The sequence below is a fragment of the Luteimonas dalianensis genome, assembly GCF_049339425.1.
GTDB lineage: Bacteria > Pseudomonadota > Gammaproteobacteria > Xanthomonadales > Xanthomonadaceae > Luteimonas > Luteimonas dalianensis.
Genome location: NZ_JBMPPO010000001.1, coordinates 299,508 through 311,594, shown reverse-complemented (window position 1 = coordinate 311,594; position 12,087 = coordinate 299,508). Strand labels below are relative to the sequence as shown.

The window sequence follows — 12,087 nt, the reverse complement described above, 5'->3', positions numbered from 1 at the left end:
GCCCGGGCCGCCATCCGCGGTATGCTCCGGTGATGACCGCGGGGCAGACGCAATCGGCTTCAAGGGCGCGCGCCGGTGCGGCACGCCGCAGGCGCGGCTACCAGCTGGCGACGCTGGTGCTGGTCGGCTCGCTGCTGGCGGTCTGGTTCTACGCCCGCAGTGCGGGCGAGCGCGAACGGGCGCTGGCCAGCGCGGACTTCGTCGCCGAGGCCAACCACCGGGCCGACCTGCTCCGGCAGCGCCTGCTGACCTTCGAGCTGACCACCCTGGGCGCGGTTTCGCTGTTCGGCTCGGTCGAGCGGCCCAGCCGGGCGCAGTGGCAGGACTACGTGGCCGGGCTGCGGTTCCAGGAGCGCTCGCTCGGGCCGCTGGGGCTTGGCTACGCGGCCTGGCTGACTCCGCGAGAGCTGACCACGCTGCAGCTGGAGCAGCGCGCGGCAGGCGAGGGCATGTACGAGGTACGCCCGCGCGGGGTGCGCGAGCGCTATGGCCCGATCGTGTACCTGGCTCCCGGCGATGCCGCCGCTTCGGAGGCCATCGGCAACGACCTGTATGCGGATCCGGTGTTGCGGCCGGCGATGGACGCTTCGCTGGAGGGCGGGGATGCGCGACTGAGCGGGCCGGTGCTGCTGCCCGGCGACGCGGCTTCGGACGCGCCCGGCGGGCTGGTCATGTTCGCGCCGGTCTACGGCGGTCGCCGGCCGCCGGGGACGCAGATCGGGCGCCTGTCCGGCGCCAGCGGCTGGGTGTTCGTCCCGTTCCGGGCCCGGGCCCTGGTCGAGCAGGCGCTGCCGCGGGCGCACGGCGGCCTGCGGATGCGGGTGACCGACCAGCGCGCGGAGGCGCGGGTGTACGAGGACGCGGGTTACGCGGACGTGGCCGGCGAGGCCGGCTCGTTCTCCCACCGCGTCGAACTGGATGTGTACGGCCGCCGCTGGGCGGTGGAGTTCGCAGCGCCGCCGCAGCCGCTGGCGGGATTCGGGATGTCGGCGCAGCACGGCACCCTGGCCATCGGCGTGGTGCTGTCGCTGCTGCTGTTCGTGATGATCTGGGTACTGGCGCGCACCCAGGTGCGGGCCGAGCAGCTGGCCGACCGCATGAGCGAGTCCTGGCGCCGCAGCGAGATCCGCTTCCGCGCGGCCATGGAGTACTCGGGAATCGGCAAGGCGCTGCTCGACCATGGCGACAGGATCGTGGAAGCCAACCCGGCGCTGGCGCGGATCCTGGACCTGCCGGCGGAGGCGCTGAAGGGGCGGGTGTTCGACAGCTGGTTCGCCGACGTGACGCCGATCCCGGTCGCCGGGAACGGCAGCCTGACCGCGGTGGTGCGGGCCACGCGCGAGCTGCGGCGGCCGGACGGCGAACACCGCCACGTGCAGCTGACCTATGCGCCGGTGCCCGGCGAGATCGGCAGCGGGGTGGCGCGCCTGGTGCAGGTGGAGGACGTGACCGACCGGCTGCGCGCCGAGGCCCGGGTGCGCGAGCTCAACCGCACCCTGGAGGCGCGGGTGGCCGACCGGACGCGCGAGCTGGAGCACGCCAACCGCGAGCTGGAGACCTTCGCCTACAGCGTCTCGCACGACCTGCGCGCGCCGCTGCGCTCGATCGAGGGCTTCGGCCGGATGCTGGCCGAGCGCTGCGGCCAGGCCCTCGACACCACCGGCCGCGACCACCTGGGCCGGATCCGCGCGGCCGCCGCACGGATGGACGGGCTGATCGAAGCGCTGCTGACGATGTCCCGGCTCAGCCGCGCCGAACTGCGGCACGCGCCGCTGGATCTGTCCGCCATGGCCCGGGACATCGTCGCAGACCTTCGCCACGGCGAGCCCGGGCGCGAGGTGGAGGTGGTTGTGCAGCCGGGGCTGCGCGCGCGCGGCGACCCCGACCTGGTGCGCAACCTGCTGCAGAACCTGATCGGCAATGCGTGGAAGTTCACCGCGCGCACGCCCGCTGCGCGGATCGAGGTGGGCTGCACCTCGCATGAGGGGCACGAGTCGGTGTGCTTCGTGCGCGACAACGGGGCCGGCTTCAGCCAGGAATACGCGTCCAAGCTGTTCCGGCCGTTCCAGCGGCTGCACGCCCAGGAGGAATTCGCCGGCCACGGCGTCGGGCTGGCGTCGGTGCGGCGGGTGGTGGAACGCCACGGCGGCGAGGTCTGGGCCGAGGGCGAGCCGGGCAAGGGCGCGTGTTTCCGCTTCGTGCTGCCTGACGGGGCGCCGCCGGTGCCTGCCGAAACGGAGTGAGCCGGGCGCGGGTCAGGCGTCGCGGTTGTGGCGGCGCATCAGGCGCTGCTTTTCCCGGTTCCAGTCGCGCTCGCGCTCGGCGTCGCGCTTGTCGTGCTTCTGCTTGCCGCGGGCCAAGGCCAGTTCGGCCTTGACCTTGTTGCCCTTCCAGTACAGCGCGGTCGGCACCAGGGTGTAGCCCTCGCGCTCGACCTTGCCGATCAGCTGGTCGATCTCGCGCCGGTGCAGCAGCAGCTTGCGGGTGCGGGTGGCGTCGGCCACGTTGTGGCTGGAGGCGGAGATCAGCGGGGTGAACTGGGCGCCGAACAGGAACAGCTCGCCGCCGCGGATCACCGCGTAGGCCTCGGTGATGTTGGCGCGCCCGGCGCGGATCGACTTCAGCTCCCAGCCCTGCAGCGCCAGGCCGGCCTCGAAGCGCTCCTCCAGGTGGTACTCGTGGCGCGCGCGCTTGTTGAGCGCAATGGTGCCCCCGGCCTTTGCCTTATCCTTGCCTGCCTTCTTTGCCATGGCGGCAATTGTCCCATGATGCGCGGGCACAGTGACATGCCCGCGACACCCACCGACGGAAACGCCCATGCCCCAGATCCAGCGCAGCGCCCTCGTTGAACACTCCGCGGCGCGGATGTTCGAACTGGTCAACGATGTGGAGGCCTATCCGGCCCGCTTCGGCTGGTGCGAGGACGCGCAGGTGATCGAGCGCGGCGAGGATCGGATGGTGGCGAAGCTGGAGCTGGGGATCGGATCGTTCCGCACCTGGTTCACCACCGAGAACGTGCTGCAGCCGCCGGTGCGGATCGACATGCACCTGCGCGACGGGCCGTTCCGGCGCCTGGAGGGGCGCTGGCAGTTCCACGCCCTGGACGCGGCGGCCAGCCGGGTCGGGCTGACCCTGGATTTCGAGCCCCGCTCGCGCCTGCTGCTGGCGCCGCTGACCCTGGGCCTGCAGAAGCTGGCCGACCGCATGGTGGACGACTTCATCCGCGTGGCCGACGCCGACATCGGCGGGGCCGGGGAGTGATCGAGGTCGAAGTGGTGCTGGCGCTGCCGCGCGCGTGCCGATCGGTGCGGGTGCGGCTGGCGGCCGGCGCCACGGCCGGCGAGGCGGCGAGGGCTTCGGGGCTGCCGCTGGAAGGCATCGCGGGTTACGCGGTGTTCGGCGAACGGGTCAGCGCCGATGCGCCGGTTCACGGCGGCGACCGCCTGGAGCTGCTGCGGCCGCTGCTGCTGGATCCGAAGGAAGCCCGGCGCCGGCGCGCGGCGCGGGTGAAGTGACCCCCGGCGGTCAGCGCCTGCGCTGGTTGCGCTCGCGCGGCAGGTTGGGGCCGAATGCGCGGCGCACGTCGTTGACCAGTTCGGCGTCGCGCTCGGGGAAGTAGTCGCCCTCCCAGCGCGCGAGCGCGTCGTTCTCGAACCACAGGGTCAGGTTCTTCGTTTCCACCTGGCCGCGGCGGCCCAGGCGCTGGCTGGCGGTGTAGTCCCAGCGGTCGTGGTGGAACGGATCGGCGACCGAAGGGGTACCCAGCAGCCCCAGCACCTGCTGCTTGGCCATGCCGGCCTGCAGCTGTTCGACCGCCGATTCCTGCAGCAGGCTGCCCTGGTAGATGGGCTGGCGGTAGGCGATGCCGCAGCCGGTGACGAGCAGTGCGGCCAGGGCGGGAACGATGAGCTTGCGCATGCAGTGGAAGGCGGTTCGGGAATCCGCCGATGATACACTTCCCGGGCCGCCGCGACCTTGCACCGGTGGCAACCATTCAGCGCGATGGCGACCGCGCGATTGTTCTTGACGGAGAGGGCTGATGGAATCGCTGGATCTGCGCAAGGCCGGACTGAAGGTGACCCATCCGCGCGTGCGGATCCTGCAGCTGCTGGAACAGAATTCCCCCCACCACCACCTCAATGCCGAGGAAATCTACCGGCAGCTGCTGGATCAGGGGGACGAGATCGGGCTGGCCACGGTGTACCGGGTGCTGACCCAGTTCGAAGCGGCCGGCCTGGTGCTCAAGCACAACTTCGAGGGCGGCCACGCGGTCTACGAGCTGGATCGTGGCGGCCACCACTACCACATGGTGGACGTGGATACCGGCCGGATCGAGGAGTTCGAGAGCGAGGAGATCGAGCGCCTGCAGCACGAGGTCGCCCGCCAGCACGGCTTCCAGCTGGTGGATCACTCCCTGGTTCTGTACGTACGCAAGACGAAATAACGTCCCGGCAGCAGGAGCGCGCACGAAGCGCTCCCGCGGGTTTTTTCATTCGACGTCGGTGAGCAGCCGTTTGGCGGCGGCGCGGGCCTCGCGGCTGACTTCCACGCCGCCGAGCATCCGGGCCAGTTCCTCCTGGCGCTGTTTGGCGTCCAGCGTCGTGGCGGTGCTCTCGGTGGCGCCGTCCACTTCGGATTTGCTGACCAGGTAGTGGGCATGGCCCTGCGCGGCCACCTGGGGCAGGTGGGTCACGCACAGCACCTGGCGGGTGCGGCCCAGGGCGCGCAGCTTGCGGCCCACGATCCCGGCCACGGCGCCGCCGATGCCCGAATCCACTTCGTCGAAGACCATGGTCGGCACCGCGTCCAGGCCCAGCGCGGCGACCTCGATCGCCAGCGAGATCCGCGACAGCTCGCCGCCCGAGGCCACCCGGCGCAGCGGCCGCGGCGGCTGGCCGGCGTTGGCCGATACCAGAAACTCCACCCGCTCCGCGCCCTGCGGATCGGGCCGCTCGCGCTGCTGCTCCTGGAGCTCGACCTCGAAGCGGCCGCCGCCCATGCCCAGTTCGGCGATTAGCGCGGTGGTGTCGCGCGAGAGCGTTTTCGCGGCCCGGGCGCGGGCCTTGCCCAGGGCGTCGGCGGCGCTGCGCCAGCGGCCGGCGGCGGCCTGGATCTCCTGGTCGAGCGCCTGCAGGCGTTCATCGGCGTGTTCCAGCGCGTCCAGCTCGGCGGCCATCTCGTCGCGGCGCACGGCCAGGGCTTCCGGGGCGACCCGGTGCTTGCGGGCCAGGTCGTGCAGCTGGACAAGGCGCTGCTCCAGCTGCCGGTAGCTCTCCGGATCCACGTCCAGGTCGTCGCGCACCAGCTGCAGCAGGCTGGCGGCCTCTTCAAGCTGGATACCCGCCGATTCGAGCATGGCGTCGACTTCGGCCAGCCTCGGCTCGTGCTCCTGCATGCGGGCCAGCCCGGCGCGGATGCGCTGTACCTGGGCGTCCAGCGAATCGTCGCCGCCGATCCGCTCCAGCGCGCCGTCGCAGGCATCGATCAGTTCGGCCGAGTGGGCGTGGCGGCGATGGTCGGCCAGCAGTGTCTGGATGGCGTCCGGCTCCAGCGGCTGGCCTTCCAGCTCCTGCAGCTGGTGCCGCAGCCAGTCGCGCCGCTCGGCCGGGTCGCCGGTGCGCGAGAGCGCGTCGCGCTCCTGTTCCAGCGCCGTCCACGCGCGTGCCGCCGCGGCCACTTCGGACAGCTCGGCCGGGTGCCGGCCGTAGGCGTCCAGCAGCGCCAGCTGGCTGCCGCGCGAGAGCAGGGCCTGGTGCTCGTGCTGGCCGTGGATCTCGACCAGCAGGCCGGCCAGTTCACCCAGCTGGGCGAGGGTGGCCGGGCGGCCGTTGATCCACGCGCGCGAGCCGCCGTCGGCGCGCAGGGTGCGGCGCAGCTGGCAGGCGTCGTCCTCGTCGAATTCATGCTCGACCAGCCACGCCAGCGCCGCCGGGGTGTCGGCGAGGTCGAACAAGGCGCTCAGCTCGGCGCGGGCGGCGCCGTGGCGGACCATGCCGCTGTCCGCGCGCAGGCCCGAGAGGAAGCCCAGGGCGTCGACCAGCAGCGACTTGCCGGCGCCTGTTTCCCCGGAAATCACCGTCAGGCCGGGGCCGAACTCCATTTCGGTGGCGCTGGCGACGGCGAAATCGCGGATCGTGAGATGGGTCAGCATAGGGGCGTGATTGTGCAGCGCGGGGCCGGTGGCGGCCAAGCCCGTGGCGGGGGCCGCCAGCATCGGCCGTCCGCGTCGCACGGCCTGCGATACGGGCCCCCGGGGGCCGTGCCCGGTTGCGAAGCCGCCGTGCCGGCCGTATATCGTGGACATCATATGAGCCAGCCACAGGGCCCTTCCGGACACGATCTCGACCCGCGCGCGCGCCAGCTGCTGCGCACCCTGATCGGCCGCCACATCCAGGACGGCGAGCCGGTCGGGTCGCAGACCCTGGCCCGGCATTCGGGCCTGGAGGTCAGCCCGGCGACGATCCGCAACATCCTCGCCGACCTGGAGGAAAGCGGCTTCCTGTCCTCCCCGCACACCTCGGCCGGCCGGATCCCGACGGCACAGGGCTACCGGGTCTTCGTCGACTCGCTGCTCCAGCTCAAGCCGCTGCCCGAGGCGGAGATCGCGCGCGTGCGCGGTGGGCTGGCCCCCGGTGGCGGCACCCAGTCGCTGCTGGGCAGCGCCTCGGAGCTGGTGTCGGCGATGACCCACTTCGTCGGCGTGGTCAGCGTGCCCCGGCGCGAGCGCTTCGCCTTCCGCCACATCGATTTCGTGGCGGTGGATGCGCAGCGGGTGATGGCGATCCTGGTGTTCGCCGACAACGAAGTGCAGAACCGGCTCATCCAGACCCGCCGCGGCTACGGGCCGGCCGAGCTGGAGCGGGTGGCCAACTATCTCAACGCGCATTTCGCCGGCATGCCGCTGGGCGAGATCCGCGCGGCGCTGGTGCGCGACATGCGCACCGCCCGCAGCGAGATGGAAAGCCTGCTGGCGCAGACCGTGGAGCTGGCCGAACAGGCGCTGGGCGGTGACGACGACGACATGGTGGTGGCCGGCCAGAACCGCCTGATCGGCCTGCAGGACCTGTCGGATCTGGAGCGGCTGCGCGAGCTGTTCGAGGCGTTTTCGCGCAAACGCGAGATCCTGCAGCTGCTCGAGCGCACGGTGGACGCGCCCGGGGTGCGCATCTTCATTGGCGAGGAGACCGGGCTGGCGCCGCTGGAAGGGGTGTCGCTGGTGACCGCCAGCTACGGCACCGGTGGCCAGGTGCTGGGCGTGCTCGGCGCGATCGGGCCGACCCGGATGGCGTATGAGCGGGTGATCCCCGTCGTCCAGGCCACGGCCGGGGCGCTGGGGGCGGCGCTGGACGCGGCCGGAGAGGGCTGATTCCGCAGCGGGCTTGAATTGCCCCGGGGCGGGCCCCATTGCCGGTGCAACGGCGGCAGAACGACCGCTACGGGACCAGAAATGAACCACGAATCCGGACAGGACAAGGACCCCCGGCAGGAGCCGGGCGGGGCCCAGGAAACCGACGCCAGCCAGGTGCTGCACGAGCAGTTCGAGGCGCTGCAGGGCGAGCTGGAGCAGCTGCGGGCGCAGTCGCTGCTCGAGCGCGCCGACCTTGAGAACCAGCGCAAGCGCATGGCCCGCGACGTCGAGTCCGCGCGCCGCTTCGCCAACGAACGCCTGCTGGCGGATCTGCTGCCGGTGTTCGACAGCATCGAAGCCGGCCTGGCCAACGCCGCCAGTGACGATCCGCTGCGGGCGGGCCTGGAGGCCACCCTGCGCCAGCTGCTCAAGGTGACCGCGGCCAATGGCTTGCTGGAAGTCGCGCCCGCGCCGGGCGAGGCCTTCGACCCGCAGCACCACCAGGCCATGAGCGTGGCCGAGGCCCCCGGCGTCGCGCCGGGCGCGGTGGTGCAGCTGTTCCAGAAGGGCTACGTGCTCAACGAACGCCTGCTGCGTCCGGCCATGGTCGTGGTCGCCCCCTCGTAGCAGCGCAATTGGCCGGCGCGTGCTTGAACCCCCGCCAGCCGCCCCCAGATACAGCGTATCGGCGGCCCGGCCGCCCCCGAAACCAGTACAGAACCAGGATCCAGAGGAACCCACTCATGGCAAAGATCATCGGAATCGACCTCGGTACGACCAACTCGTGCGTGGCGATCATGGACGGCAGCAAGGCCAAGGTCATCGAGAACAGCGAGGGTGACCGCACCACGCCGTCGATCGTGGCCTACACCAAGGACGGCGAGGTGCTCGTGGGCGCCTCGGCCAAGCGCCAGGCCGTCACCAACCCGCACAACACCTTCTTCGCGGTCAAGCGCCTGATCGGCCGCAAGTTCAGCGACGCCGAAGTCCAGAAGGACATCGGCCTGGTGCCCTACAAGATCGTCGAGCACGACAACGGCGATGCCTGGGTGCAGTCCAGCGACGGCAAGAAGCTCTCCGCGCAGGAAGTGTCCGCGCGCATCCTGGAGAAGATGAAGAAGACCGCCGAGGACTACCTGGGCGAAAAGGTCACCGAGGCGGTCATCACCGTGCCGGCCTACTTCAACGACTCCCAGCGCCAGGCGACCAAGGACGCCGGCCGCATCGCCGGCCTGGACGTGAAGCGCATCATCAACGAGCCAACCGCGGCCGCGCTGGCGTACGGCCTGGACAAGAGCGGCGGCGACCGCAAGATCGCCGTGTACGACCTGGGCGGCGGCACCTTCGACGTGTCGATCATCGAGATCGCCGAGGTCGACGGCGAGAAGCAGTTCGAGGTGCTGGCCACCAACGGCGACACCTTCCTGGGCGGCGAGGACTTCGACGCGCGGGTCATCGACTATCTGGTCGAGGAGTTCCAGAAGGACCAGGGCATCGACCTGCGCAAGGATCCGCTTGCCCTGCAGCGCCTGAAGGACGCCGCCGAGCGGGCCAAGATCGAGCTTTCCAGCGCCCAGCAGACCGAGGTCAACCTGCCGTACGTGACCGCCGATGCTTCCGGCCCCAAGCACCTGAACATCAAGCTCACCCGGGCCAAGCTGGAAGCGCTGGTGGAAGACCTGGTGAAGAAGTCGATCGAGCCGTGCCGGATCGCGCTCAACGACGCCGGCCTGCGCGCCAGCGAGATCAGCGAGGTGATCCTGGTCGGCGGCCAGACCCGCATGCCCAAGGTGCAGCAGGCCGTGGCCGAGTTCTTCGGCAAGGAGCCGCGCAAGGACGTCAATCCCGACGAGGCGGTGGCCATCGGCGCCGCGGTGCAGGGCGGCGTGCTGGCCGGCGACGTCAAGGACGTGCTGCTGCTGGACGTGACCCCGCTGAGCCTGGGCATCGAGACCCTGGGCGGCGTGTTCACCAAGATCATCGAGAAGAACACCACGGTGCCGACCAAGGCCTCGCAGACGTTCAGCACCGCCGAGGACAACCAGTCCGCGGTGACCGTGCACGTGCTGCAGGGCGAGCGTGAGCAGGCCCGCTACAACAAGTCGCTGGCCAAGTTCGACCTGACCGGCATCGAGCCGGCCCCGCGCGGCATGCCGCAGGTGGAGGTGTCGTTCGACATCGACGCCAACGGCATCGTCCACGTGACCGCCAAGGACAAGAAGACCGGCAAGGAGCAGAAGGTCGAGATCAAGGCCGGCTCGGGCCTGTCGGACGATGAGATCCAGCGGATGGTCGCCGACGCCGAGGCCCACCGCGAGGACGACCGCAAGTTCCAGGAGCTGGTGCAGGCCCGCAACCAGGCCGACGCGCTGGTGCACAGCACCCGCAGCGCGATCAAGGACAACGGCGACAAGGTGCCGGGCGAGGTGATCGGCCAGGTCGAGTCGGCGATCGCCGAGGTCGAGACCGCGATGAAGGGCGACGACAAGGCCCAGATCGAGGGCAAGACCAAGGCGCTGGAGGAGGCCGCGCAGTCGCTGTTCGCAGCGGCCGCCGCCGCCGGCCAGGCCGGTGATGCCGGCGCCGCCGGTGCCGAGGCCCAGGGCGCCGGGGAGCCGGCCGACGACGTGGTCGACGCCGAGTTCACCGAGGTCAAGGACGACGAGAAGAAGGACTGACCTCCCGCCGTACCCGCGACGGGAACCGTGGGGCCATGCCTCCCGGTTCCCGTTGCATATGTGGACCACCTGTACCTGGTCCGCCCGCAAGACGGACCTGATCGATGAGCAAGCGCGACTACTACGAAGTCCTGGGCGTGTCCCGCACCGCCACCGAGGACGAGCTGAAGAAGGCCTATCGCCGCTGCGCGATGAAGTACCACCCGGATCGCAACCCGGGTGATGCCGCGGCCGAGGCGGCGTTCAAGGAGTGCAAGGAGGCCTACGAAGTGCTGTCGGACGGCGGCAGGCGCCGCATGTACGACCAGCACGGGCACGCCGCGTTCGAGCACGGCATGGGCGGCGGCAACGCCGGGCCGGGCTTCGGCGGCGCCGACATGGGCGACATCTTCGGCGACATCTTCGGCAACATCTTCGGCGGTGGCGCGCGCGGCGGGCCGCGGCGCGGCGCCGACGTGGGCTACGTGCTGGAGCTGGACCTGGAAGAGGCCGTTGCCGGGGTGGAAAAGCGGATCGAGCTGCCGACCCTCGCCAGCTGCGACGACTGCGAAGGCTCGGGCTCGGAGGACGGCAAGAAGGAAACCTGCACCACGTGCCATGGCCGTGGCCAGGTGCGCATGCAGCGCGGCATCTTCACCATGCAGCAGGGCTGCCCGCATTGCGGCGGGCGCGGCCAGGTCATCGCCAACCCCTGCGGCACCTGCCGCGGCGCGGGCCGGGTGGAAGAAGAGAAGACGCTGTCGGTGAAGATCCCGGCCGGGGTCGACAACGGCGACCGCATCCGCCTGGCGGGCGAGGGCGAGGCCGGGCCCGCCGGCTCGCCGCCGGGAGACCTGTACGTGGAGGTGCGGGTGCGCCCGCACGACATCTTCGAGCGCGACGGCGACGACCTGCACTGCGAGGTGCCCATCCGCATCTCCCAGGCCGCGCTGGGCGACACCGCGCGCGTGCCCACCCTCGGCGGCGAGGCCGAGATCCGCATTCCCGCCGAGACCCAGACCGGCAAGGTGTTCCGCCTGCGCGACAAGGGCGTGACCTCGGTGCGCAGCCGCCGTCCGGGCGACCTGTACTGCAAGGTGGTGGTGGAAACCCCGGTCAACCTGACGACCGAGCAGCGCGAGCTGCTGGAGAAGTTCGAGGCCACCTTCGTCGGCGAGAACGCGCGCCGGCACTCGCCCCGATCCAGCACCTTCGTCGACGGGGTCAAGGGTTTCTGGGAGCGCATGACCTCCTGACGGCATCCGCGCGGGTGGATGGGCGCCCCGCGCTTGTCGCCGGCGGCGGCGGCCGCTAGCCTGCCGCCATGGCTGATCCTGTCCGACTCCTGATCCACGGTGCCTCCGGGCGCATGGGGCGTGCGCTGCTGCGCCTGGCCGCAGATGACCCCGCGGTCCAGGTGGTGGCGGCGGTCGCACGCCGTATCGACCAGCGCGTGGTGGACGGGGTGGCGTGGTTCACGGCGGCCGAGATGCGCGGGGCGCCGGAGTTCGACGTGGCGGTGGATTTCAGCCTGGCGGATGCGTTTGATCCGGTGCTGGCGCTGTGCCACCAGCGCGGCAAGGCGCTGGTATCGGGGACCACCGGCCTGTCCGAAGGGCAGCAGGCTGCGCTGGAGCAGGCGGCGGGTGACATCCCGGTGCTGTGGGCGTCCAACTTCAGCCTCGGCGTGGCCCTGCTGCACGAGCTGGTGGAGCGCGCCGCGGCGGCGCTGCCGGGCTGGGACTGCGACATCGTGGAAAGCCACCATGTGAACAAGCAGGACGCCCCCTCCGGCACCGCCCTGACCCTGGGCGCGGCGGCGGAAGAGGGCGGGGCCACGGCGCGCTACGCGTCGCTGCGCGCCGGCGACATCATCGGCGAGCACCTGGTGCAGTTCACCACCGCCGGCGAGCGCATCGAGCTGGTTCATCGCGCGGGCAGCCGTGACATCTTCGCCCGCGGCGCGCTGCACGCGGCGGCGGCCCTGGCCCGGCTTGGGCCCGGAATGCATCGCCTGCGCGAACTGCTGTGAGACAAATTCCCACTGGCGCAGGGGGGGCCGCGCCGGTATCATTCCCGCTC

Annotated in this window: 12 protein-coding genes; 9 read left to right on the top strand and 3 right to left on the bottom strand. The window is 71.2% G+C overall.

The features are described from left to right. Window positions 1-32 precede the first annotated feature (32 nt). Complete coding sequence (locus tag ACOZ90_RS01475) at window positions 33-2,243, top strand: CHASE domain-containing protein (protein ID WP_422891844.1); 2,211 nt, start codon at window positions 33-35, stop codon at window positions 2,241-2,243. A 12-nt stretch (window positions 2,244-2,255) separates the two neighbouring features. On the opposite strand, the gene smpB is transcribed toward ACOZ90_RS01475, so the two are convergent. Beyond that, window positions 2,256-2,750, bottom strand: a complete 495-nt coding sequence (smpB, locus tag ACOZ90_RS01470; RefSeq protein ID WP_422891843.1) for an SsrA-binding protein SmpB — start codon at window positions 2,748-2,750, stop codon at window positions 2,256-2,258. Window positions 2,751-2,817: 67 nt separating this feature from the next. On the opposite strand from smpB, the gene ACOZ90_RS01465 reads away from it, so the two are divergent. Both ACOZ90_RS01465 and ACOZ90_RS01460 read left to right on the top strand, forming a co-directional pair. Then, on the top strand, window positions 2,818-3,261 hold the full coding sequence (locus ACOZ90_RS01465) for a type II toxin-antitoxin system RatA family toxin (RefSeq protein ID WP_422891842.1): 444 nt from the start codon (window positions 2,818-2,820) through the stop codon (window positions 3,259-3,261). After that, a complete protein-coding gene (locus ACOZ90_RS01460; RefSeq protein ID WP_422891998.1) occupies window positions 3,261-3,515 on the top strand; it encodes an RnfH family protein in 255 nt (84 codons plus the stop codon). The genes ACOZ90_RS01465 and ACOZ90_RS01460 overlap by 1 nt, the downstream gene beginning before the upstream one ends. A 10-nt stretch (window positions 3,516-3,525) precedes the next feature. On the opposite strand, the gene ACOZ90_RS01455 is transcribed toward ACOZ90_RS01460, so the two are convergent. Then, entirely contained in the window at window positions 3,526-3,918 is a 393-nt protein-coding gene (locus ACOZ90_RS01455; RefSeq protein ID WP_422891841.1) for an outer membrane protein assembly factor BamE, read from the bottom strand. 121 nt (window positions 3,919-4,039) lie between these two features. On the opposite strand from ACOZ90_RS01455, the gene fur reads away from it, so the two are divergent. Beyond that, window positions 4,040-4,444: a ferric iron uptake transcriptional regulator gene (gene fur / locus ACOZ90_RS01450; protein ID WP_422891840.1), complete on the top strand. Its 405-nt coding sequence runs from the start codon at window positions 4,040-4,042 to the stop codon at window positions 4,442-4,444. A 45-nt stretch (window positions 4,445-4,489) separates the two neighbouring features. Here fur and recN read toward each other — a convergent pair whose 3' ends face one another. Beyond that, window positions 4,490-6,151, bottom strand: a complete 1,662-nt coding sequence (recN, locus tag ACOZ90_RS01445; protein WP_422891839.1) for a DNA repair protein RecN — start codon at window positions 6,149-6,151, stop codon at window positions 4,490-4,492. Window positions 6,152-6,307: 156 nt separating this feature from the next. Here recN and hrcA point away from each other — a divergent pair, with 156 nt between their 5' ends. The 5 genes from hrcA (at window position 6,308) to dapB (ending at window position 12,037) form a co-directional block, all read left to right on the top strand. Then, complete coding sequence (hrcA, locus tag ACOZ90_RS01440) at window positions 6,308-7,366, top strand: heat-inducible transcriptional repressor HrcA (RefSeq protein WP_422891838.1); 1,059 nt, start codon at window positions 6,308-6,310, stop codon at window positions 7,364-7,366. Between the two features lie 81 nt (window positions 7,367-7,447). After that, on the top strand, window positions 7,448-7,975 hold the full coding sequence (grpE, locus tag ACOZ90_RS01435; protein ID WP_422891837.1) for a nucleotide exchange factor GrpE: 528 nt from the start codon (window positions 7,448-7,450) through the stop codon (window positions 7,973-7,975). A 116-nt stretch (window positions 7,976-8,091) separates the two neighbouring features. After that, window positions 8,092-10,026 (top strand): molecular chaperone DnaK, encoded by a 1,935-nt coding sequence (dnaK, locus tag ACOZ90_RS01430; protein WP_422891836.1) that lies wholly within the window; start codon window positions 8,092-8,094, stop codon window positions 10,024-10,026. 104 nt (window positions 10,027-10,130) lie between these two features. Continuing rightward, entirely contained in the window at window positions 10,131-11,261 is a 1,131-nt protein-coding gene (gene dnaJ / locus ACOZ90_RS01425) for a molecular chaperone DnaJ (protein ID WP_422891835.1), read from the top strand. Between the two features lie 68 nt (window positions 11,262-11,329). After that, window positions 11,330-12,037, top strand: coding sequence for a 4-hydroxy-tetrahydrodipicolinate reductase (dapB, locus tag ACOZ90_RS01420; RefSeq protein WP_422891834.1), 708 nt, complete (start codon window positions 11,330-11,332; stop codon window positions 12,035-12,037). The last annotated feature ends 50 nt before the right edge of the window (window positions 12,038-12,087 follow it).